The organism is Dethiosulfovibrio faecalis (genome assembly GCF_021568795.1).
Lineage (GTDB): Bacteria > Synergistota > Synergistia > Synergistales > Dethiosulfovibrionaceae > Dethiosulfovibrio > Dethiosulfovibrio faecalis.
This window is the reverse complement of the sequence record NZ_JAKGUE010000018.1, coordinates 37,630-59,926: the sequence shown is the minus strand read 5'-3', so window position 1 is coordinate 59,926 and position 22,297 is coordinate 37,630. Positions and strand designations below refer to the sequence as shown.

The window sequence follows — 22,297 nt, the reverse complement described above, 5'->3', positions numbered from 1 at the left end:
GCCCGCAGTTACGGCCCCCGCCTCCTTAATTTTCTTTCGCCGTCTTTATCTCCAGAGGTAGGTGTCGGGGCGTCTGTTCTGAAGGCATGGCACCGAGTGTCTCAGGGCTTCTAGCCTGTCCAGGTCCACCTCGGCCAGGGCCAGTCCCTCTCCGGAGGCCCGGCACGCCGTGACGGTTCCCCAGGGATCCACCACCATCGATTTGCCGTGGGCCCTGTATCGGGGCTTCGAACCGACCTGTCCGGGGGCCACTACGTAGCACAGGTTTTCTATGGCTCTGGCTCGAAGAAGAGACTCCCAGTGCTCCTTGCCGGTGTCGGAGGTGAAACAGGCCGGGACGACCAGCACCTGTGCGCCCCTCAGGGCCAATATCCTGTACAGTTCGGGGAATCTAAGGTCGTAGCATATGGACATGCCGATGTTGCCGAGGGGGGTCTCGGCCATGACTATCTCTTTTCCGGAGGCGTAGCTCGCCGACTCCCTGACGGAGGGGCCGTCATGGACGTTTACGTCGAAGAGGTGTATCTTTCGATACTTAGCCGTGACCTCTCCTTCCGGGGAGATGAGAACCGACGTGTTGTAGCATTTTTCGTGCCCCTCTATCCTCTCCAGGAGGCTTCCGCTGTGGACCCATATCCCGGCTTTCCGTGCCGCCTCTGAGAGTCTGTCGGTGGATGGCCCGGGGACCGGCTCGGATCCCTCTTCCTTTTCGATGCCCGACGAGGGCAGCAAGGTGGACGTTTCAGGAAAGACGATGAGGGACGCGCCACGTTTCCCCGCCTCTTCGATCATCCCCTCCATATGTATAAGGTTGATCTCTTTTTCCGGTCCGCTGTCCATCTGGGCCGCCGCGACTGTATAGCGTCTCATCTCTTAGATCGCCTCCTTACCGACAATTGTAAGCCATGGCGGTCCGGATTCAAAGCGGATTCATATTGACATCGGCATCGTACAGTGGTATCTTGCCTGCCGTTCCGGGAAATATCGTTTAAAGTCGGTCGAATCGACGATCAAGATTTTCGATTTTTGCCATGCCGCGACCTCTTAGGCCCTCCGGCAGAAAACACATTTATCGGGAGGTAAGAAAAATGCCGGAAAGACATTCGAGAAGAGTGGAAAGGGGACCTAGGCCCTATCTCAAGGCCGAGCTCAGCACCCAGGAGATGAGGCTCAAGCAGATGGGGGCGAAGATAGAGGTTATAAATTCCTTTCTCTGCTACATAAGGTTCGAGGTCGAAGGGGTCAAGGTTAAGTACGTCTACAATTTGAACAGGAAGGGACAGTTTTTTCTGGAGAGGGTCACTCCCTATCCTCAGCCGGCCGGAACCTTCGACTCGGAGAAGGACGTGGTCGAGTCGATAAGGAACGACATAGCCCAGATAAAGCAGCTGGCTCGGTCCAGTCACTTCAAAGAGTTGATCGATATGAACTCGGATCTTCGTTTTCTAGCCCGGCGTCTGGACTCGATCTGTCTCTACTACGACGTAAAGCCGGAGGACATCGCCACCATAAGGGATTCTCTGGGGCACCTTCACGGTGTGTTCGACGCCATAAGAGGTCACAGCGATAGGGTCTACTTCGACACCGAGCCCTTCTGTCTGGATCGGGAAGGGGAAGTCCCTCCAGATCGCGAGGACGATTGAGATGACCCTCGATTTCCATATCGCCGCCGCCGTGACGGTCTTCCTGGTCACCTACGGTCTCATAGTGGCGGAGAAGATGAACCGCATCTCCGTGGCCCTGGCGGGGGCGTCGGCGATGCTCTTGATGAGGGCCATCTCGCAGGAGGAGGCCATAGCCTCGGTGGATTTCAACACCATAACCCTGTTGGTGGGAATGATGCTGATAGTTACAGTGACTAAGAGGACCGGCGTATTTCAGTACGTGGCCATAAAGGCGGCACAGATAGCCAAGGGCGACCCATGGAGGATAATGGTTCTGTTCGTGCTGCTTACCGCCGTCTCGTCCGCCTTTCTGGACAACGTGACCACCGTTCTGCTTGTGGCCCCGGTGACCATGGTCATATGCGATGTCCTGGAGTTGAATCCGATCTACTTCTTGATGCCGGAGATACTGGCCTCCAACGTCGGAGGCACCGCCACCCTGATAGGAGACCCGCCCAACATAATGATAGGCGGGGCCACCGACCTGGGGTTTCTGGATTTCATGGAGAACCTGGCCCCTCCGGCTTTGATAATTCTGGCGGTGGTGCTGGTCTTCTGCCGTTTCGTCTACGGCCGCCATCTGACGGTCAAGGAGAAGGCCAAGGCGGAGATAATGTCGATGAATCCGGACCTGGAGATCTCGGACCATCGTCTTCTGGTCAAATGTCTGGCCGTGCTGGGACTGGTCATGGCGGGGTTCGTCTTCCATCAGATGCTGGGCTACGAGTCCGCCACGGTGGCCCTGGCGGGAGCGGCTATATTGATGGTGATAGCCGACGTCAACCCGGAGGAGTTGCTCCTGGAGGTCGAGTGGGGGACCATCTTTTTCTTCGTGGGGCTCTTCATCCTGGTGGGGACCCTGGAGGGACTGGGTGTAATAGAGTTCCTGGCAGGTGAGGTGGTCAAACTCACCTCGGGAAACCTCATGTTGACGACCTTCATGGTCCTATGGGTGTCGGCCTTCGCATCTGCTTTCATAGACAACATTCCCTTCGTGGCGACCATGATACCTCTCATAAAGAGTATCGGGACCCTTACCGCCATGAACGTGACCCCGCTCTGGTGGGCTCTGGCCCTCGGAGCCTGTCTGGGTGGCAACGGCAGCCTGGTCGGAGCCAGTGCCAACGTCATAGTGGCGGGAATGGTCTCCAGAACGGAACATCCGATCACTTTCGGAGGTTTCTTGAAGGTGGGGTTCCCGGTTATGTTGATATCCATGGCGGTGTGTTCCGTTTATCTCTGGGTCGTCTATCTATAATCTCTTTCTTGCTTTCTGAAACGCTTCCTCTTATCATAGGGGGGTATCCTTCGAGGAAATATCCGAGACGGCCGATCGTCTTACAGGAGGCGCCGATGAAGCGAGATGAAATTTTAAATTTAAGGACCACCTTGAAAAGGGGCCTGGTCTTCCTGGCTTTGATCGTCCTGGCCTATGTGGCCGTATCCCTTTACGACGCCAAGGTGGAGGTCATGAGGGAGGCGGATCGTCAGCTCGAGCTGGCAGCTCTGGCTCTTCCGTCCATGCTGGCTCCCGACTTTCACGACAGGGCCACCACCCCCTATGCCATATCCAAGGAGGAGGAGCTGCGAAATCGTAGGGTATTCGGGGATTACGTCTCCAGGACCGGTTTCGCCTGGGTCTATACCCTGATAGAGGATGGAGGGCGGTTTTTCTTCTCCGCTCCCACCGTGACGGAGGAGGAGGCGGCCGAGAGGGCCCGATGGTATTACTATCCCTATCCGGAGGCCCCGGTGGAGTTCCAGAGGGCCTACGAGTCGGAGAAGCCGGTCTGGGTTACCTATACCGACAGATGGGGGACCTATCGATCGATAGCCTATCCCATGAGGTCCGAGGAAGGCAGGAAATATCTAGCCTGCGCCGACATGGACGTAGGTTTCATGTGGCATTCCATCTTCAGGAGAGGGCTCACCAGCCTCGCCGTATCGGCCTTCTTCGTGCTGATGTCCCTGCCGTTTCTGCTGGCCTATCGCAGGTATTCCAACGCGCTTGCCGAAAAGGTCGCCGAGCTCGAGGAAAAGGGTTCCGACCTGGAGGTCCGTCTGATCGACAAGACCGGAAGGTTGGACGAGGCCATGGAACGTATCGCCGATCTTTCGGTCACGGACTCCCTGACCGGTCTTTACGATCGGTCCCACGGTATGGCCACGTTGGATAGGATGTGCGATTCCGGAGGGTGGCTGTTTCTGCTCGACCTGGACGATTTCAGCAGGATAAACGACGTCTTGGGTCATCAAGGAGGGGACGAGGTCCTCGCCCGGATAGGGGAGACCATCAAGGATTCCCTGAAGGAAGGGGAGTTTGCCGCCCGCCGAGGAGGGGACGAATTTCTCGTTCTAGTGTCTCCCATGAGCGAACACGACGCCTCCGACAGGGCGGAGGAGCTTCGAAAGTCGCTCGTCGCTCTCGGCCACAGGTACGGATGGCCTATCTCGGTGTCGATGGGAACGGCCAGGATAACCCGAGGGGCTTCGCCCAGGTTGCTGTTGAACGAGGCGGAGAGCAAGATCGACGGTGGAAGGAGATTCCGGCCGTAGAGTTTAGCTTTGATTTCCGGGAGGACGAAAGTGGAGGCTCGATAACGCCTCCACTTTCGTCCTCCTGATGCTATGATGGAACGGGATTTATGTAAGAAGACTGGAGGTGTCTTCATGAGGGAAAGGATCGTCTATCCCGATGGGTTGAGACCCAAGGAGGGCAGCCGTTCCGACGGGATAGATAGGTACGATCTGTTGGTCGTGGGGGCGGGGTCAGCCGGTTTGACCGCAGCCGTCGAGGGGGCCCGGATGGGAGCCAGGGTCGCTTTGATCGAGAGCTCCCTTCTGGGAGGGGAGAGGCTCCATTCGGGATGCGTTCCCTCCAAGACGTTCGTGGCGTCGGGCCGTCGGGCCCAAGACGTTAAAAAATCTTCCGCCTTAGGGGTGTCGGTGGGAGAGGTGTCGGTCGATTTTCAGTCTGTGAGGAAGCGTATGTCCGATCTGAGGGCCCTCCTGGGCGGCGAGGACTCGGCTCTTCGACTGTTGAGCGAGGGGGTCGACGTGTTCCCCGGCAGGGCCGTCTTCGACTCTCCCCGTTCCGTGACGGTGGAAGGCCGTAAGATCGAGTTCACCAGGGCCATAATCGCTACGGGATCCGTTCCGATGATACCCTCGATACCGGGGCTGAATGAGGTCGAGTACCTCACGGACGAGACGGTCTTCGATCTCGAGGAGCTCCCGAGGTCCATGGTCGTCCTGGGAGGCGGAGCCATGGGATGCGAACTGGCCCAGGCCTTTCGGCGTCTGGGTTCCTCGGTGACCCTGATCCAGGATCGTCGCTGTCTGCTTCCCTATGGAGAGCCGGAGGCGTCCGGGATGGTCCGTCGCGCCCTGGAGGCGGACGGAGTGGATCTCCGTCTTGGAGTGGACGTCCTGTCGGTCGAGGAAGAGGGCGGAGATCCGGTACTTAGATGTTCCTCCGGAGACGGCGAGTTTCAGGTTCGAGGGGAGCGGCTCCTCCTGGCGACCGGGAGGACCCCTCGGCTGGAGGGGTTGGGGCTGGAGGATGCCGGAATCGAGTGGCGAGACGGCATAAAGGTCGATAGACATTTAAGGACCGAGAATCAAAGGATTTTCTGCGCCGGAGATGTCTGTCTGACTCCCTGCTCCACCCACGGGGCGATACTGTCGGCTAAGATCGCCCTGAAGAACGCCTTCCTTCCGGTGAAGAGGACCTACGACCCGTCGGGCATGACCCATTGCGTCTACACCACCCCCGAGGTCGCCTATGTCGGGGTAACCCTCGATCAGGCTCTGGCGGAGGGCAAGAAGGTCAGCGAGATAAAGGTGAACATGGAGGACATGGATCGCTCCAGGATCGACGGCGCTACCGAGGGGTTCCTCAAGGTAGTGGTAAACCGCAGAGGCCGAGTGCTGGGGGCCACTCTCGTCGCTCCCAGGGCGGGCGACATGATATCGGAGCTGGCCCTGGCGATGCACGAAGGGATCAAGTTAGGCGACCTCTCCTGGGTTCCCCATCCCTATCCCACCGAGGCTGCCGTTTTCCGAAGGGCCGCGGATATCTGGCGCGGAAGGACCATGACCCCTCTGAAACGGTCGATACTTCAGATCTGGATGGTCCTGCTGTCGAAGGTCAAGGACAGGGCCCAGAGGGAGGAGCTCAAGGCGGCCAAAGAGGCAAAGAGGCAAAGTCCAACCGACGATCCTCGGCCCGAGCCCATAGGGACCGGATCGGAGGAGGTTCTTTCGGGCAATGGGGATGACGGCGATACCGATCGGCTTTAGTCGACGGAAAATCCAGAGTGGGGGGGGGACGTCGATGAGAATTCTGGCTATAAACGGAAGTCCTAGGGGAGAGGAAAGCAATACCCAAAGGATGATAGACCTCTTTTTCGAGGGAGCCCATGCGGAGGGAGCCGATACGGATACCATATACGTCAGGGATCTGAACGTAGGCTTTTGTAGGGGCTGCTTCGCCTGTTGGACCGATACTCCCGGCAGGTGTATCCAGAGGGACGATATGGATATGGTGCTGGAGGCCATAAAAGGCTCCGACGCCGTGATATGGGGGACTCCCCTGTATCATTACGGAATGACGGCCATGTTGAAGACGGTTCTGGAGAGGACTCTCCCCACGGTGGATCCTCACATAGTCAAGGAAGGGGATTCCTACTGCCATCCCATGAGGGACGAAAGGCATTTTCTGACGAAAACCCTCCTGTTCTCGAACTGCGGTTTTCCGGAGATGCACCACTTCGACGGCCTGATATCCCAGTTTGCCTGTCTCTTCAGGGGACACGGAGACGCCCCCTCGGAGACGATCCTTCGCCCCTGCGGAGGAATGCTGCGTCTTCCGGAATTGATCCCCCATATCGAGTGGTACTACGATGCTCTCAGGAACGCCGGAAAGGAGTTCGTCCGGGATGGGAGGATCTCCGAGGGGACCCACGAGACTCTCAGAAGGGACATCGTGGATGTGGAGGTCTTCGTCTCCCGTGCCAACGCCTATTGGGACGAGTGCCTGGCTAAAGTGAAGACAGGGGAAGGGAACTAGCTCTTCTGGACGATACGACTCGGAACGCAAAAAGGGAGGGACGACCTGGGTCGTCCCTCCCTTTTTGCGTAGCAGAGTGGATCAGACGTCCTTCTTCCAGCTGCCGAAACCCCGTCCCAGAACCTCCGTGGCGTCGGCGAGTCGCAAGAACGCCTTCGGGTCGGTCTTCTGAAGGTATTGTTTGAGCAGCATGGCCTGTCTGGCGGTCAGAAGGGTCATGAGTATGTCTCTCGGCGAGTCGGAAAAGCCTCCTCTGCCGATGAACACAGTGACCCCTCTTCCCAGCTCCTGGGTTATGAAATGACGCACCCGGTCCGGGTCGCTGCAGACGATCAGGGCTTCCTTCCTCAATCCGAAGGACCTCATGGAGCCTCCCATCACGGTGGTGGTTATGTAGGACAGCACCACTCCGTAAACGACGTTCTCGAAGCTGACCGCCATCAGGAACAGCGCTATCACCAGCATGTTGGCTATCATGGTGAACTGACTTACCTCCATGCCCGTCTTTCTGCGGACCGCCATGGAGATGATGTCGGTTCCCCCTAGGGAGCCACCTGCGGTGAATATCATGGCGTAGGGAGCTCCCTGGAGAAGTCCGGCGACCACTATCAGGAGGAACCTGTCGTCTATCACCGGCACGGGAAGAGATATCTCCGCTACCTTCAGGAACACGGTGAACACCGCGGTTCCGTAGATGCTCCAAAGGGTGAACCTTCGAGGGAGGACCTTCCACCCGTATATGAAAAGAAGTGCGTTGAGCCCCCATATCGGTATCGCCAGAGGAATTTCCCACATATAGTTGAGCAGCAAGGCTATGCCGTTGACCCCAGTTCCGGGAAGTTTGGCGGGAATCACGAAAAGCTGTATGGCCACGGCGTAGATCATGGCCCCCAGGGTTATCACCACCAGGGACCTGCCCTCTTCTCTTATGAATCTTCTCGTCTCGGCAAGCATTCCCTTAAGGGTTTTGTTATGTCTCAAAAACCTTCCTCCTCTATCTATTTTACCGTCGCGTCTCGAGTTTAGCACAAGCTATAGTCGGGACAAGCTATTTTTATAAGGAACGGTAAAATGTTATTATGAAGGTGTATTTTCATTTTTGAAAACAGAGAATCTACATCCAGGAGGTGGAGCATGATCAAGTACGTCTACGACTTTTCCGAAGGTTCGTCCGACATGAAGGCTCTTCTCGGAGGTAAAGGAGCCAACCTGGCCCAGATGGTCAGGGAGGGGCTGGCCGTTCCCCCAGGTTTCACCGTTACCACCGAGGCCTGTCTTCGTTATCTGGAGGAGGGGACGGCCTTCGTCCAGTCACTGTGGATCGACGTAGAGACCGCTCTGGAGAGGCTGGAGAGACAGACCGGCAGGACCTTCGGCTCCGGTTCCGAGCCGCTTCTCGTGTCCGTTCGGTCCGGAGCCCCGGTCTCCATGCCTGGCATGATGGACACGATCTTGAATCTGGGGCTGAACGACGATACCAGATCCGCCTTGGCCGAGATGGTAGGAGACGACCGCTTCGCCTGGGACAGCTACAGGCGTTTCATCCAGATGTTCGGGAACGTGGTCAAGGGGGCCCCCTCCGAGCGGTTCGAGTCGATCCTGGAGGAGGTCCGAAGGGACAACGGAGTGGCCTTCGATCACCAGCTCGACGCGGAGGCCCTGGCCTCGTTGGTTAAACGTTATCTGTCCCTCTACGAAGAGGTTACTGGAGAGACCTTCCCCTCCGATCCCTGGATCCAGCTGAGGGAGGCGGTAGAGGCGGTCTTCGACAGCTGGAACACCGCCAGGGCGAAGACCTACAGGAAAATTCACTGCATAGACGATTCCATGGGGACCGCCGTCAACGTCGTGGCAATGGTATATGGAAATCTGGGCGGCGACAGCGGAACCGGTGTCTGTTTCAGTCGCAACCCCGCCGACGGAGAGAAGAAGCTCTACGGGGAGTTCCTGGTCAACGCCCAGGGAGAGGACGTGGTCGCCGGGATAAGAACCCCTCAGCCGATCGGGGAGCTGGCCAAGGTGATGCCGGAGATCTTCGAGGAGTTGACGGCGACGGCGGACCGTCTGGAGAGACGTTTCAAGGATATGCAGGACATAGAGTTCACCGTCGAACGAGGTAAGCTGTACATATTGCAGACCAGGACGGGAAAGAGGTCCGCCGAGGCCGCGGTCAGGGTCGCCGTCGAGATGGAGAAAGAGGGGTTGATCGACAGACGCGAGGCACTCGGCAGGATCTCTCCCGAACAGGTGGAGAGGCTTCTCCACAGTCAGATCGATCCGAACTGCGTTCCCGAGGTCGTATCCCGAGGGCTTCCCGCCTCTCCGGGGGCCGCGGTAGGGCGTATCGTCTTCGATCCCGACGAGGCGGTGACCATGGCCGAGAAGGGCGAGTCGGTGGTGTTGGTGCGCCCGGAGACCACGCCGGACGATATACACGGCCTCTACGCCGCCAAGGGCATACTGACCTCCCGTGGGGGGATGACCAGTCACGCCGCCGTGGTGGCTCGGGGTCTGGGTAAGCCCTGCGTCAGCGGGGCGGAGGATATCTCGATCGACCTGGAGGGAGGGCGCCTTCTGACCGAGGGCAGAGAGTTCTTGAAGGGCGACTTCATCACGGTCGACGGTTCCACCGGAAGGGTCATAGCGGGAGAGGTTCCTCTCTCCCTGCCGTCCATATCCGACGAGCTGAATACGGTGCTCGACTGGGCCGACGAGGCGGCGGACCTTCAGGTATGGGCCAACGGGGATACCCCGGAGGACGCCAAGAGGGCTCGATCCTTCGGGGCCAAGGGAATAGGTCTCTGTCGAACCGAGCATATGTTCATGGCGGAGGATCGTTTCCCCGTGATGCAGAGGATGGTCGTGGCCGAGTCTCTAGAGGAGAGGCAGGAGGCGTTGGACGAGCTTCGGGCCATGCAGGTGGAGGATTTCGTAGGCATATTCCGAGAGATGGACGGTCTTCCGGTCATAGTCAGGTTGCTCGATCCGCCTCTTCACGAATTTCTGCCCAAGATACCGGAGCTGGATAAACGGATAGCCGAGGCCGACTCCGCAGGGGATGACCCGTCGAAACTCCGAAAGATGAAGGCCCGGGCTGAGTCTCTTCGAGAGGTGAATCCCATGCTGGGTTTCCGTGGATGCCGGTTGGGCATAGTCTATCCCGAGATCTACGGAATGCAGATCCGGGCGATATTCGACGCCATGTCCTCCCTTTCGGACGTGGACCTGAAGGTGGAGATAATGATGCCTCTGGTACAGACCAAGGGAGAGATGACGCTGTTGAGGGAGATGGTCGAGTCCGTAGCGTCCGAGTATCCTCAGGGCTCTCTAAGGTATCTGGTAGGCACCATGATCGAGCTTCCCAGGGCGGCTCTACGGGCCGCCGAGCTGGCGGAGGACGCCGAGTTCTTCAGCTTCGGGACCAACGACCTGACCCAGACCTGTCTGGGTTTCTCCAGGGACGACGTGGAGTCCAAGTTCATGAAGGAATATGTGGACAAGGGAATCTTCCCCGCAAGTCCCTTCCACGTTCTGGACAGGGATGGAGTGGGGGAGCTCATGGCTATCGCCTTCGAGAGAGGCAGGGAGGCCAGGCCGGATATGTCCATAGGAATCTGCGGCGAACACGGAGGGAACCCGAAGAGCGTGGCCTTCTGTCACGGTCTCGGATTGAACTACGTCAGCTGCTCTCCCTTCAGGGTCCCGGTGGCCAGGATGGCGGCGGGGTGGGCCGCTTTGGGCCTGATAGACTGACCTGCCCTGGACGAATTTTTACTCTTGCCCCTTTACAACCGTCGGAGGCTTTGATATACTTTCCGACGCAACGATAGAGCGGGGTCGTAGCTCAGCTGGTTAGAGTGCCGGCCTGTCACGCCGGAGGTCGCGAGTTCAAGTCTCGTCGGCCCCGCCATATACGTTGTACGGACGCGGAAGTAGCTCAGGGGTAGAGCACAACCTTGCCAAGGTTGGGGTCGCGGGTTCAAATCCCGTCTTCCGCTCCATAAGACCGCATCGCGGGGTGGAGCAGTTGGTAGCTCGTCGGGCTCATAACCCGAAGGTCGCAGGTTCAAGTCCTGCCCCCGCAACCAAGATCATCCTTAGGGCCCTCTTCGAGAGGGCCCTTTTTACGTGTTCTTAAGAAGCCTTATAGCTTACAATGGTGGAAGAAAACGACGGATATCGTCCGGAATGGAGGGACTCCTTATGACCGCAAGCAGACCGTATGTGATGTACAAGCTCCTCAAGGTCAAGATAGACATGGGGCACGGAGGGGCGGAGGGTCGTGTTCTGGCCTACGTTCTCTTCGACAATAAGGGGATACGTCTCTGTCACGGCCGTATGACGGAACCGGACGGGGAGGATCTGCCTCACGGAATAAAGTCAAAGTGGAGGGAGTTCTGCTCCTTCGTGGATGAGGCCTGGCCGGGTGAGGTCGAGGCCGAAGAGGACGAGAATAGCGAGGATGGTACGGACGACTCGGAAGTCCATGAGATAGTGCCGGAGGAGCTGGAATTCTCCGTCATGATCAAGGAGCTTCGTAAGTCGTTGGACGAGGCTGGGGTCTACGACCTAACCGAGGACAATCTTACCAAGATACGATACGTCGAGAAGATATTCCACAAAGTGGCGGGGCTGATCCACACCGGGGATCGCTTCGTCTTTCTAAAGATAGAGAGTCTCTCCCATCTCGAAGGAGAGGAGCTTATGTCCGCCTTTCCCGAGGAGAGGATCGAGGACGAGCCATGGCGGTCCGAATCTTCCGGTGGCTCTTCCGGCGGAGGCGGCAAGGAGCTTCCCAAGGCGGTCTTTTCCTGCTCGGTAATGCTGGACCCCGTGGCTGGGGTGGCCGCCTCGGAGTTGAAGCCGGGTCAGGGCGTTTGGCTCGATATCCCCGGAGACAGCTTACTCTACTCCATCGCCAAGTTTCAGCAGGGGCCGTCCTTTCAGGGGCATATAGTCGGGGAGGTCCTCTCGGTTGAACAAAGCGATACGGAGCGTCTGATGATACTCTTCAAGCTCTCCGACGAGCTCAGGGCTGTGTCGATCGTACAGCAAAGCCTCAAGGCCAAGAGGGCTGCGGATAAGGACAGAGAAAGAAATTTTTCCTTCCCCGAGCTTACCAAGGAGCAGGGACTGGCATTGGCGGGAGTGGCCTTTTTTATGGTCGTCCTGTCGTTATTGTTGTTTCTGCGATGATGTATAATTTACCCGAGCGACGATTAGTTTTTACGGGAGGTGACCCCTGGTGACTGAGTCGAGGGGCTACGGCGTATATCGTATGTTGAAGGGTAGAATAGATGTCGGGCACGGAGGCGAGGGAGGACGAGTCTTTTTTTACGCCCTCTACGGCAAGGGGAAAGTCAAGATATGTCATGCCAAAGAGGTGAGTAACGACGGAGATGAGCCGCCGAAGGGCGGTATAAAGGCCGGGTGGAAGGATTTTTCCTCTTTCGTGGATGGCGGATGTCCCGATCCATCTCTGTCCTCCGGGATCGGCGCGCTTTTTCAGGATTCCGGAGTCGACGACGTCAAGGAGGACAATCTGGCAAAGCTTCGATACATCGAGAAGATGTTCGGAACCTGGGCTGCCCAGATTCGTGGGGAGGAGTGCGCCGCTTTCGTCAAGGTCGAGGGCATGACCACCAACGAGGCCGACGAGCTGCTGTCTCGTTTCCCCGAAGAGGAAGAGGATGATGAGCGAGGGGACGACGCCCCCGAGGCGGCTGCTTCCCTGGGAGATATTCCTATACAGAGAAAGCTGCCCAAGCTGATCTTCACCTGCTTCACCCGTCTGGATCCGGTGAACGGCGTGGCGGCGTCAGAGGTTTGCCGGGGAGATCTGGTGACCATAACCATTCCGGAGGACAGCCCTCTTTTCGGAACGATGAAGAGCCAGAACGATTCCTTTGACGGTTCTCTGAGCGTTCCTCTGTCGTCGGTGGAGGAATCCGACTCGGACAGGCTGTTGCTGGAGTTCGAGCTGGGAGACGGCGTGATGGCCGTCGCCATGACCCAGAAGAGCCTTCGTATCAAGGCGGTGAGGATCGAGGAGGAGAAGCCGCTCTTCGCCGTCGGATCTCCCGCTTTCATCGCTCTCGTTGGAGGGTGCTGCGCCGCCCTGCTGGGTTTGATCGCCTATATACTGTCCTGAGAGGACAGGAGGCATCTTTTCTCCGAGCACCTACGGACCTCTCGGAACAGCAGAATGGAGAGCCCTCCGGATATCACCTCGGAGATCGGTATCGCCATGAATACCCCCTTTAGTCCGGCTATGCGGGAGAGTATATATATCGCCGGGACCACCAGAACGATCCTCCTGAGCAGGTCCAGGAGGAAGGCGTCTCTGCCTCTGGAAAGCGCCTGGTAGGATCCGGAAAGGACGACCTGTAATCCCCCCGGGGGCATCCCCAAGGCCACGTAGGGGGCCGCCGCGACGGCTATTTCAAGGGTCTCGCCGGAACAAAAAGGCGACAGGGCAGCGAGCGGAAAGGCCCATAGGGGCAGGGCTCCCGCCAGACATACGGCTGTGGCCCAGAGGGCCGAGAGGTCCATGGTCCGCAGAACCCGACACTGGTCGCCCGAGCCGGTGTTGTGACTTATCAGGGGCATCATGCCCTGTACCAGTCCGTACAGAGGCATGGTGACGAAGGTGGATATCCTGTTCAGTATGCCCATGGCGGCTACTGCCGGATCTCCCCCCATGGACAGCAGAACCCTGTTTAGTACCGCCGCCGTGATGCTGGCCGATCCCTGTCTGACGAAGGCCGACGATCCAACCGATACTATGGAGGTCGCCACCGGTCTTCTCAGCTTCAGTTCTCTCGGCCTGATCTTGATAGAGCTTTTACCCCCGAGGTACAGGGCCATCCAGGACGCCGATCCCGCCTGAGCGATCACGGTGGCCCAGGCGGCGCCTGCGACTCCGAGGTCGAGATATCTTATCAGGATGGGGTCGAGCACCAGGTTGGTGGCGGCCGATATGGCCAGGGTCTTCATGGCCATGACCGCCTCTCCCTCCGCTCTGGCTATGCCGTTGGCCATTATGGAGAAGGCAAGCATGGGACTGCCCAGGAGGACTATGACGCCGTAGTCCTTTGCCAGTGGAAGGGTCTGTTCGCTGGCTCCCAGGAATGAAAGTGTGGGGGAGATGAAGGCGAGGGACAGTGCGACGATAAAAGCGGAGCCGAGGGATATCAGCATCGTCATGGTGCCGAGGATCTCCTCGGCTCCTTTTTCGTTCCCCGCACCCAGTTCCGTGGCGATCAGAGACGATCCGCCTATTCCGATTCCCTGGGCCAGGGCTATTATGACGAGCTGCATGGGGAAGACCACCGCCAGAGCCGCGACTGCGTGATGCCCTACCCAGAGAGAGAGGAAGAAGGTGTCCGCCAGGTTGTAGGCGGTCTGTAGCACCAGCCCGGCTATCGACGGCAACGATAAAGACAGCAACGCCCGTCCTATAGGGGCGTTTCCGAGAAGATCCCTTTTTCCCTGCAAGGTCAATCCGTCAGAGGGCGACCTCTCAGAGGGCCGTCCCCTTGGATATATTTCACGTAATCCCAGAACGATCGGACCATGGCGTTGGTTCCTATGTGAAGTGTGGAAAAGTGACCCTTCATCCAGCATAGCTGACGGTTAAGTGCATGAAGGGGGGCGTCCCTGTCCTCGGCCAGACGCCATAGAGCGGCTATCAACCCCGTGCGGTCCGCTCCGGCGTAACAGTGTATGAGTATCGGTTTTGGGGCGTTTCTCATGAACTCCAGTATGCGGTCCAGCTCCTGGACCGGGATCTTCCTTATCGCGGAAAGGTCGAAGTCGGCGTGGACTATTCCTCTGGATCGGGAGAATTCCTTTTCCCTGCGGTACCATCGTCTTCCCGCCTGAGGTCCTCTCAGGTTCACTATGCTCTTGATGCTGTGGGCCTCGACATAGCGGGACAGCCGATCGAGGTTGAGTTGGGCCGATCGGTAAAGAACCCCCTTGGAGACGGTATGGAAATTGACCGCTCTGAGGTATAGTAGGGTAACGAAGGCTGTGAGCAATTCGTTCAATCTGGCTTTCTTCATCGACTCTATCTGGCTCCTCTGATGGGATGGGTCTTGCAGCACAATAATAACCTAGGATGCCGAAAGAGGACAACTCCTCTCGGCACGAAAATATATCTCGGAGGTGACGATCCGCAATGAGAAGGGCTCTGATGGTTCTTTATCTGTCCCTGTTGGTTTTTTCGTCGTCCGTAGCTTTCGGAGCGGATGATTTCACGGTCCGTAGTTTTACGCCTCGAGGGGAGGTCTCGGGAAGACCGGAGATCAAGGTGGTCTTTTCCTCTCCCGTGGTTCCCGATACGTTGCTTGGGAAGATACTGCCGGCGGACCAGACTTTCCTGGATTTCTCTCCGTCCCTGTCCGGCAGGGCCGTGTGGGACGATCCCCAGACCTTGCTGTTTACCCCGGACGAACCCCTATCCCGAGCGACCTCCTACAGGGCCACGGTCGATCCGGTCAGGGACCTGTCCGGTCGGTTGCTGGCCGGAACCCAGAGCTTTTCCTTCAACACCCCTCCTCTCAGACTTCTGTCGGCGAGGCAGGTGTCCATAACCCCTTACGGGGAGATGTCGGTGGAGCTTCGGTTTTCCATGCCGGTGCCTCCCAAGAGGCTCCTCGGCTTCCTCTCCGGGAGGTCCGATGGCAACTCGGTGAGGCTACGTCCCCAGGGAGAGGTTCCCTCGGATAGGATAACCGTAGCGTCCGAAAGGATACCCGGCGACAGCCTTACCGTGGTGGTCGAGAAGGGGCTTACCTCCGACGAGGGTCCTCTCGGACTTGAGAAGACCGAAAAGGTCACCTTGAAACCCTCGTCGTCCGTAAAGATAACGGGAACCTATACCGAGGCGGAGACGGTCGACAGAGGCAAGATAGTGATCTATACCTCCAGGCCGGTGGATCCCGGAGACGTAAAGGGATATGTCTCCGTCTCTCCCGAGAGGTCCTTCCGGGTGGAGTCGACCTACGGCGGCTTCGCCTTGGTAGGTGAGTTCCCCCCGAGGGAGAGAATAGTCCTGTCCCTTAAAAAGGGACTAGGCGGCGGAGACGGACTCGTGGCCGACGAGAGGCGGACCTTCATCATGCCCGACGTGTCTCGGTCGGTCCGTTTTCCCGTCGCCGGGACGTTCCTGACTCCGTTCGACGATCCCAGGGTAGCTGTGGAGACGGTGAACGTCGACAGGCTGAGACTTCGGGGATGGAAGCTCTACCCCAACAACGTGCCGGTCGCGATGGGAGTCCTGGACGGAGGGTCGGAGCTTTCCACATCCCTGACGAGACGCCTGGAGGACTGGGAGCTCCCGATCGATAACAGGGTTAACGAGACGATACGAGGCGCGGTGGATCTGGAGGCCTATCTCGGCCAGTCCAGGGGGGTCTTCATGCTGGAGGCCTCCGACGAGGACTCCGGATGGACCAGGGCCAGACAGCTGGTTACGCTGACGGACCTAGGTCTTTCCGCCAGGGTCTACGACGACGGCCTGATGGTATGGCTCGACGGGCTGTCCACGGGCAAACCGGTCGAGGGGGCGGAGATATCGGTGTACTCCTCCAGTAACCAGCTTTTGGCGGAGGGAGTCACGGATGGAGACGGAATCTGGTCCGTCGTCCGCGACGGCGACTGGGATCCTCAGCTTCTCCCGTCGGTGGTGGTGGCCCGGCTCGACGAAGACCTGACCTTTCTCTCCCTGTCGGGCAACCTGTTCGCAGACAACGGTCTGGACGTGTCAGGCGCCCCCTGGAACGAGACCTACGAGGGACAATGTCTGCTGCCCCGGGGGATCTTCCGCCCGGGCGAGTCGGTCCAGGTTACCTCGGTGGTGAGAGGCCCCAGGATGTCCCTGCCGGGACGTTTCCCCCTGATGTGGCGATTGGTCGATTCCCTGGGATACGAGATGTTCCGTGGCAGGACCGAGCTGTCATCCTCCGGAACCGCCACGGGGTCCTTCGATCTGCCAGACGCAGCTCCCTCGGGAAAGTACCGCTTCGAGCTGTTCGTGCCGGGCGACGAAGGCTCTCCCCTCGCCGACGCTTCCTTCCTGGTGGAGGACTTCACTCCTCCCAAGATAGAGCTGGGGTTGAACGTCCCGGAGGGACCTCTTGCCTCCGGCGGAACCATGGACCTGTCCTTCCGGGCCGACTATCTTTTCGGAGCGCCAGCGGGCGGTCTTTCCTGGGAGGCCAAGGCCTTCTCCAGGGAATCGGTCTACCGTTCCGAGAGGTTCCCCGACTTCTCCTTCGGCGACGGCGAGGTCTCCTACGAGGGCGGAGAGATCTACCTCGGAGGCGGCGATCTGGACGGCTCCGGAGAGGGGCGCCTTTCCTGGACCGTTCCGGACGACTGGAGAACCCCTCCCATGATAGATCTGGCCGTGAGCCTAAACGTCATGGAGGCAGGCGGCCGCTGGGTTACCCGGACGGAAATCGTCCCATGCGCCTTGAATCCGGTGCAGATAGGGGTTAGATTTCCCGAGGGCGACGTCCTGCCTGACGAGCCGGTTCAGCTGAAAATAGCGGCCGTGAACCCTAAGGACGAGCCGATACGTTCCGGCGAGATATCCTGGACCCTCTTCTCCCTGGTGGATCGCCCTGTCCTCGTGCGGGACGACGGCAGGACCAGGATGAGATGGGAGGAGGAGAGGTCGGAGGTGGCCTCCGGGAAGGCCGAGTTAAAGGACGGCCTGGCCGATCTCACCGTGGTGCCGGAAGGGGATGGACGCTATCTGCTGACTTTCTCCGGGAAGGGAGGTTCCACCGGATCGATCAGATTCGACGCCTGGACCCCCTGGGGAGGAACGTCCAGAAAGGCGGTGCTTCCCGGGAAGGTCGAGCTGACCTTGGACAAGGAGAGCTATAGCTTCGGAGACAGAGCCGTCCTCAGCTACAGCGCTCCCTTTACCGGAACGGGGCTGTTCACCTTCGAGGCCGATGGAATTATAGAGCGGAAGATCGTAGACGTGTCCGAGCCGGAGGGACGGATCGAGTTCGTCCCGTCATCCGAGGCATGGCCGAACGGCTGGTGTACCTTCCAGATAGTGCGTCCCGTCTCCGATAAGGACGAATGGGGCTCCCACAGGGCTCTCGGGGTCGTGCCGGTAAAGATGAACCCCGGCTACAGGGCCTCCGTGTCCCTGGACGTGCCGGAAAAGGCGGAACCGGGCGGGATTCTGAATCTGTCGGTCGAGACAAGAGACGAAGATGGAAAAGCCATCTCGGGAGATCTCTGGGTAGCCCTGGTGGACAAGGGCATATTGGGGCTGACCGGTCACGAGACCCCCGATCCATGGGAGGCCTTCACCGCCAGAAGGGCACTGGCGTCCAGGGCCTCGGACCTTTACGACGAGCTGATGCCCATAGAGTCCAGGGAGACCCCTCTGCTTCATCCCGCCGGAGGTGACGGCGCCGAGGCCAGGGCCGCCTTCGGGGTAAATCTGTCTCCCGTCAGGGCCAGGGGATTCAGGGTCCTCTCTATGGTGAAGACGGTGGCCTCCGAGGGAGGGAAGGTCGATCTTTCCTTCGACCTTCCGGAGTTCTCCGGCGGGGCCAGGGTCATGGCGGTCTTCTCGGGTTCCTCTGTGGGGTCGGCCCATACGGACCTGTCCATATCCCGCCCGATCACCGTCGATCCGACCGTTCCGGACGCTCTGGCTCCGGGAGACATGGTACTGGTGCCGGTGCAGCTCATATCGACGGCGAAGGAGGACCTGAAGCTTCACATGGATATGAAAGCGGAGGGATCTCTGTCTCTGGAGGGAGCGGTCTCCGACGACCTGGTCCTTTCCGCCGGGGAGAGCTCGGTGGTCTACCTGAAGGTTCGCGGTTCCGATCGGGCCGGAACCGGTTCTCTGTCGGTACGGCTTCTCGGAGACGGAATGGACTTCTCCGTCCGCAGGGACACGGTGGTTCGACCTCCCATGCCCAGGATAACCGTTTCCGGAAGCGAGGCTCTCGATAAGGGCGTTTTCGAGATGCCGGAGAAGGGCAGATGGTTCCCCGGAACCCTGAGGGCCTCTCTGTATCTCTCCGGTGCGCCCAACGCCGATCTGATGCCTGTCGTCCAGTTTTTGGACCGCTATCCCTACGGATGCCTGGAGCAGACCGTGTCGGCCCTGTGGCCGTCGGTGACCCTCGGGGATATGGCCGACAGGATTGGACTGTCTATCTCCGTGCCGGACAGAATCGCTCGACTGCAGACCATGCAGCTCTACGACGGCAGTTTCTCCTACTGGCCGGAGGGAGAGGTGGACCGGTGGGGAAGCCTCTACGCAGCCCATCTGCTGGCCTCGATGGCCGAGGAAGAGGTGCCCCTGTCGATGATGCACAGGACCGAGGGATATCTACGGTCGGTTCTCTCCGAGAGCTCCGAGTCGGCTTTCGACCTTTCCCGAAAGGCCTATGCCGCCTATGTCATGTCCCTTTCCGATCAGCCCCCTCTGGGGTGGATGGCCTGGCTCTCGGAGCGTATAGGAGAGATGGATTCTGCCGGTAGGTACCTTCTGGCAGGAGCCTACGGCCTGGCGGGAAAGAGGGATCTGGGGCTCAAGCTGCTGGGAGGGGCGGACCTGTCCGGTTCCGATCGTTACGGTTCCGCCGTCAGGGATATGGCCCTTCGGCTTCTGGCCATGGAGGAGCTGGCACCCGGTTCGTCCGACGAGGCGTTTTTGGCCGCCCAGCTCTCCAAGGCGATAGAGGCCGGCGACCTCTCGACCCACGAGGCCGGTCTGGCGGTCCTCACCTTGGGCCGTTTTTCCCGGAGGAGCGACGTCAAGCCATTCTTCGCCGAGGTGACCGGTGGTGACGATGTCTTCAAGATGGCCGCCGGAGACGAGCTGGCCCTTTCCTCCGATTCCTTCGTGTCCTGGAGGGTGGATAACGCCGGACCGGGACGTCTGTTCTGCGGTTGGAGCCTTTCCGGCGTTCCTCTCGATCCGGTGGAGCCATTCGACAAGGGGATCTCGGTACGCCGTACCTTGAGGAACGCCGACGGAGAGCCGATCGACGGGGACGAGCCCCTCTCGTTGGGAGACGAGGTGGTCCTTTCCATAGAGGCTACCCCCACGGGAAAGGTGAAGGATCTGGTAGTCGTGGACATGCTTCCCGGATGTCTGGAGGTGTGGAAGACACCCTCGGGATTCGTCTCAGGAGGCTCCTCCGTGAGGCGAGACGTGCGTTTCGATCGGGTGCTGTTCTTCCCCTCGTCGGTGGAGAAGACCTTGAAACTGGAATATCGTTGCCGCGTCACGGCCAGAGGGGATTTCCTGTGGCCTCCGGTCTACGCGGAGGGAATGTACGATTCATCCATCAGGAGCGTGAGCGGCGGAGGCCGTCTCTCGGTCCGATAGGCCGTCATGAAAAGAAAATTTCTGTTGTGCGCGATTCCGGGGCTGCCCTTAGCGGCGGCCCTGGCCGTTTGGATCGCCTCTTTCGCCGTAAGCCCGGTTACCGTTCGGGAGGTGGCCTCTCTGGATCGGTCTCCCCGGGTCACCGATCGGGACGGAGACGTCTTGTGGGTGGGACTCACCTCGGAGGACAAACTCTGTCTGCCCCTTTCCCTGGACGAGATGGGGAGATGGCTGCCGTTGGTCTTGATAGAGGTGGAGGACCGACGTTTTCGGGATCACCACGGAGTGGACTGGCTCGGTCTGGTTCGGGCCGCGGTCCAGAACGTTCGAAGCGGCGGCATCGTCTCGGGAGGGTCCACGATAACCAGCCAGCTGATAAGGATGGCAAGGCCCAGGGAAAGGACCTTCTCCGCCAAGGCCAGGGAGTTCCTCCAGGCCATCGACCTGGAGCGTAGGCTATCCAAGGACGGGATACTGGAGATGTACCTGAATCGGGCTCCTTTCGGCGGAGTTCTTCAAGGAGCCGGGGCCGCCTCCCTCGGGTGGTGGGGAAAATCTCCGAAGGACCTCTCCCTGGCGGAGGCCGCCGTCTTGGTGGCCATGTTGAAGGGCCCCACCAGATACCGTCCCGACCTCCATCCCGAGAGGCTTCGGGCCAGGAGAGACCGGATACTGAGGGATCTGGGCAAGAGAGGGGGCGTCTCGGAAGAGGCGGTTATCCTTGCCATGGAGGAGCCCCTGCCCGGCGGTATCTCCATTCCTGATCGAAATTTTCTGTTCGTGTCGAAGGTGTTGGAGGACTCCCCCGAAGGGGGCCGGTCCACCCTGGATCGACAGGTCCAGATTCTCCTGGAGAAGGCCGTCTCCTCGGCTTTGCGGGGGATGCCCAGGAAGGTGACCGGGGCGGCGGCCCTTGTAGACAACCGAGACGGTTCCGTCAGAGGCTACGTGGGGAACGGTCGGTTCGACCAGGACAGATCCTGGAGCTGGGTGGACTGTTGCGATTCTCCTCGTTCGCCCGGGTCCACCTTGAAGCCCTTCGTCTACGCCATGGCCTTCGAGGTGGGACTGCTGTCCCCGTCGTCCTTGATGGCGGATACCCCTCTGTCCTTGTCCGGCAGGGCACCTAGAAATTTCGATCTTCGCTATCGCGGCCCGGTCTCCGCCTCGGACGCCTTGGCGGACTCGTTGAACGTACCGGCCGTGAGGGTCCTTAGATCCGTCGGATCGGAGCGTTTCCTCCACCGTCTCAGGACGTTGGGATTCTCCCTTTTGAGGGAGGACGGCGATCACTACGGCGATTCCCTGATCCTCGGAGGATGCGAGGTCACCCTGCTGGAGCTTCTGAGGGCTTTCTCGACCCTGGCGACCTGGCGAAGCCGTCCTCTGTCCTTTCTGGAGGGGACGGGAGGGGACCGATGGCAGGATTCTCCTTTTTCCGAAGAGAGCTCCTTCCTAGTGGGGGAGATACTCAGGGATTCGGACAGGCTCTCCCCTTATCTGAGATCTCTCCTGTCCGGCAAGGCGGAGATGGCCTTCAAGACCGGGACCTCCTACGGATTCAGGGATGCCTGGGCTGTTGCCTGGAACGAGAGCTGGACCCTTGCAGTGTGGTTCGGAGATCCCGAGGGTACACCTCATCCCGAGCTGGTAGGCCTTTCCGCCTCTGTCCCGGTCGTAGTAGAGGTGATGTCCAGGCTGGGAGGGACCATGCCCCTCCCTCCCGCGGGGGTGTCCAGACGAACGGTCTGTTCCCTCTCCGGTCTGCCTCTCAACTCCGCCTGTCCCTCCGGGGAGGATGCCTGGTATATACCGGGGGTGTCGCCGGAGGGCCCCTGCGACCTGCACCGATGGACCGGCGGAAGGTCGGTCACGGTACTCCCTCCGGAGCTGGCGGCCTGGGGGAAGGCTAGGGAGTCCTGCTTGACCATAGTCTCTCCTCTGGACGGGGCGGAGTATCTCATGCCCCCTCTGGGAGAGCCTCCGAGGATCCCCCTTTCCTGCGAGGGGGCGTCGGGAAAGGTCTCCTGGTTCGTCGACGGACTTCACCTGGGGACGGTCCCGGAGGGAAGAAGGCTCTTCTGGTCCATCTCGGAGGGGCGGCACAGGATATCGGCGGTGGACGAAAGGGGCAGGAGCGACAGGGCGGTAGTGAAGGTAACGCCCTGGAATAGATAG

The 22,297-nt window shown here is 59.4% G+C and carries 14 protein-coding genes and 3 tRNA genes; 13 read left to right on the top strand and 4 right to left on the bottom strand.

Translation table 11 applies throughout. From position 1 onward, the window contains the following. Positions 1-45: 45 nt before the first annotated feature. Positions 46-870 (bottom strand): carbon-nitrogen hydrolase family protein, encoded by an 825-nt coding sequence (locus L2W58_RS11110; protein WP_236103412.1) that lies wholly within the window; start codon positions 868-870, stop codon positions 46-48. Between the two features lie 218 nt (positions 871-1,088). Between L2W58_RS11110 and L2W58_RS11105 the strand changes: the two genes are divergently transcribed. The 5 genes from L2W58_RS11105 to L2W58_RS11085 all read left to right on the top strand — a co-directional run bounded on the left by L2W58_RS11105 (position 1,089) and on the right by L2W58_RS11085 (position 6,735). Next, the gene (locus tag L2W58_RS11105; protein WP_236103411.1) at positions 1,089-1,643 is read left to right on the top strand and encodes a hypothetical protein; all 555 of its coding nucleotides are present in this window, start codon (positions 1,089-1,091) and stop codon (positions 1,641-1,643) included. Position 1,644: 1 nt separating this feature from the next. Continuing rightward, positions 1,645-2,922 (top strand): ArsB/NhaD family transporter, encoded by a 1,278-nt coding sequence (locus L2W58_RS11100; protein WP_236103410.1) that lies wholly within the window; start codon positions 1,645-1,647, stop codon positions 2,920-2,922. A gap of 95 nt (positions 2,923-3,017) precedes the next feature. Continuing rightward, positions 3,018-4,220 carry a GGDEF domain-containing protein gene (locus tag L2W58_RS11095; RefSeq protein WP_236103409.1) on the top strand — a complete coding sequence of 401 codons (1,203 nt, stop codon included), beginning with the start codon at positions 3,018-3,020 and terminating at the stop codon, positions 4,218-4,220. 114 nt (positions 4,221-4,334) lie between these two features. After that, the gene (locus L2W58_RS11090; RefSeq protein ID WP_236103408.1) at positions 4,335-5,966 is read left to right on the top strand and encodes a dihydrolipoyl dehydrogenase family protein; all 1,632 of its coding nucleotides are present in this window, start codon (positions 4,335-4,337) and stop codon (positions 5,964-5,966) included. Positions 5,967-6,000: 34 nt separating this feature from the next. Then, on the top strand, positions 6,001-6,735 hold the full coding sequence (locus tag L2W58_RS11085) for a flavodoxin family protein (protein ID WP_236103407.1): 735 nt from the start codon (positions 6,001-6,003) through the stop codon (positions 6,733-6,735). Between the two features lie 81 nt (positions 6,736-6,816). On the opposite strand, the gene L2W58_RS11080 is transcribed toward L2W58_RS11085, so the two are convergent. Next, positions 6,817-7,716 (bottom strand): YitT family protein, encoded by a 900-nt coding sequence (locus L2W58_RS11080; RefSeq protein ID WP_236103406.1) that lies wholly within the window; start codon positions 7,714-7,716, stop codon positions 6,817-6,819. Between the two features lie 153 nt (positions 7,717-7,869). On the opposite strand from L2W58_RS11080, the gene ppdK reads away from it, so the two are divergent. The 6 genes from ppdK to L2W58_RS11050 all read left to right on the top strand — a co-directional run bounded on the left by ppdK (position 7,870) and on the right by L2W58_RS11050 (position 12,886). Then, a complete protein-coding gene (gene ppdK, locus L2W58_RS11075) occupies positions 7,870-10,488 on the top strand; it encodes a pyruvate, phosphate dikinase (RefSeq protein ID WP_236103405.1) in 2,619 nt (872 codons plus the stop codon). A gap of 80 nt (positions 10,489-10,568) precedes the next feature. Continuing rightward, positions 10,569-10,645, top strand: a tRNA-Asp gene (locus tag L2W58_RS11070). 16 nt (positions 10,646-10,661) lie between these two features. After that, a tRNA-Gly gene (locus L2W58_RS11065) sits at positions 10,662-10,736 on the top strand. An 11-nt stretch (positions 10,737-10,747) separates the two neighbouring features. Further along, a tRNA-Met gene (locus L2W58_RS11060) sits at positions 10,748-10,823 on the top strand. 115 nt (positions 10,824-10,938) lie between these two features. After that, positions 10,939-11,931, top strand: a complete 993-nt coding sequence (locus tag L2W58_RS11055; RefSeq protein ID WP_236103404.1) for a hypothetical protein — start codon at positions 10,939-10,941, stop codon at positions 11,929-11,931. 49 nt (positions 11,932-11,980) lie between these two features. Then, positions 11,981-12,886 carry a hypothetical protein gene (locus tag L2W58_RS11050; protein ID WP_236103403.1) on the top strand — a complete coding sequence of 302 codons (906 nt, stop codon included), beginning with the start codon at positions 11,981-11,983 and terminating at the stop codon, positions 12,884-12,886. Here L2W58_RS11050 and L2W58_RS11045 read toward each other — a convergent pair. After that, positions 12,871-14,232 carry an MATE family efflux transporter gene (locus tag L2W58_RS11045; RefSeq protein ID WP_236103402.1) on the bottom strand — a complete coding sequence of 454 codons (1,362 nt, stop codon included), beginning with the start codon at positions 14,230-14,232 and terminating at the stop codon, positions 12,871-12,873. The genes L2W58_RS11050 and L2W58_RS11045 overlap by 16 nt on opposite strands. A 2-nt stretch (positions 14,233-14,234) precedes the next feature. Then, positions 14,235-14,801 (bottom strand): tyrosine-protein phosphatase, encoded by a 567-nt coding sequence (locus L2W58_RS11040; RefSeq protein ID WP_236103401.1) that lies wholly within the window; start codon positions 14,799-14,801, stop codon positions 14,235-14,237. Between the two features lie 116 nt (positions 14,802-14,917). Here L2W58_RS11040 and L2W58_RS11035 point away from each other — a divergent pair, with 116 nt between their 5' ends. Both L2W58_RS11035 and pbpC read left to right on the top strand, forming a co-directional pair. After that, positions 14,918-20,119: an Ig-like domain-containing alpha-2-macroglobulin family protein gene (locus L2W58_RS11035; protein WP_236103400.1), complete on the top strand. Its 5,202-nt coding sequence runs from the start codon at positions 14,918-14,920 to the stop codon at positions 20,117-20,119. 6 nt (positions 20,120-20,125) lie between these two features. After that, entirely contained in the window at positions 20,126-22,297 is a 2,172-nt protein-coding gene (gene pbpC, locus L2W58_RS11030) for a penicillin-binding protein 1C (RefSeq protein ID WP_236103399.1), read from the top strand.

Bases quoted from the DNA above. Each gene is read 5' to 3' on its own strand.
- L2W58_RS11055 (WP_236103404.1), top strand. From the start codon at position 10,939: ATGACCGCAAGCAGACCGTATGTGATGTACAAGCTCCTCAAGGTCAAG.
- L2W58_RS11100 (WP_236103410.1), top strand. From the start codon at position 1,645: ATGACCCTCGATTTCCATATCGCCGCCGCCGTGACGGTCTTCCTGGTC.
- pbpC (WP_236103399.1), top strand. From the start codon at position 20,126: ATGAAAAGAAAATTTCTGTTGTGCGCGATTCCGGGGCTGCCCTTAGCG.
- L2W58_RS11035 (WP_236103400.1), top strand. From the start codon at position 14,918: ATGAGAAGGGCTCTGATGGTTCTTTATCTGTCCCTGTTGGTTTTTTCG.
- L2W58_RS11085 (WP_236103407.1), top strand. From the start codon at position 6,001: ATGAGAATTCTGGCTATAAACGGAAGTCCTAGGGGAGAGGAAAGCAAT.
- L2W58_RS11040 (WP_236103401.1), bottom strand. From the start codon at position 14,801: ATGAAGAAAGCCAGATTGAACGAATTGCTCACAGCCTTCGTTACCCTA.
- L2W58_RS11110 (WP_236103412.1), bottom strand. From the start codon at position 870: ATGAGACGCTATACAGTCGCGGCGGCCCAGATGGACAGCGGACCGGAA.
- L2W58_RS11090 (WP_236103408.1), top strand. From the start codon at position 4,335: ATGAGGGAAAGGATCGTCTATCCCGATGGGTTGAGACCCAAGGAGGGC.
- L2W58_RS11105 (WP_236103411.1), top strand. From the start codon at position 1,089: ATGCCGGAAAGACATTCGAGAAGAGTGGAAAGGGGACCTAGGCCCTAT.
- L2W58_RS11095 (WP_236103409.1), top strand. From the start codon at position 3,018: ATGAAGCGAGATGAAATTTTAAATTTAAGGACCACCTTGAAAAGGGGC.
- ppdK (WP_236103405.1), top strand. From the start codon at position 7,870: ATGATCAAGTACGTCTACGACTTTTCCGAAGGTTCGTCCGACATGAAG.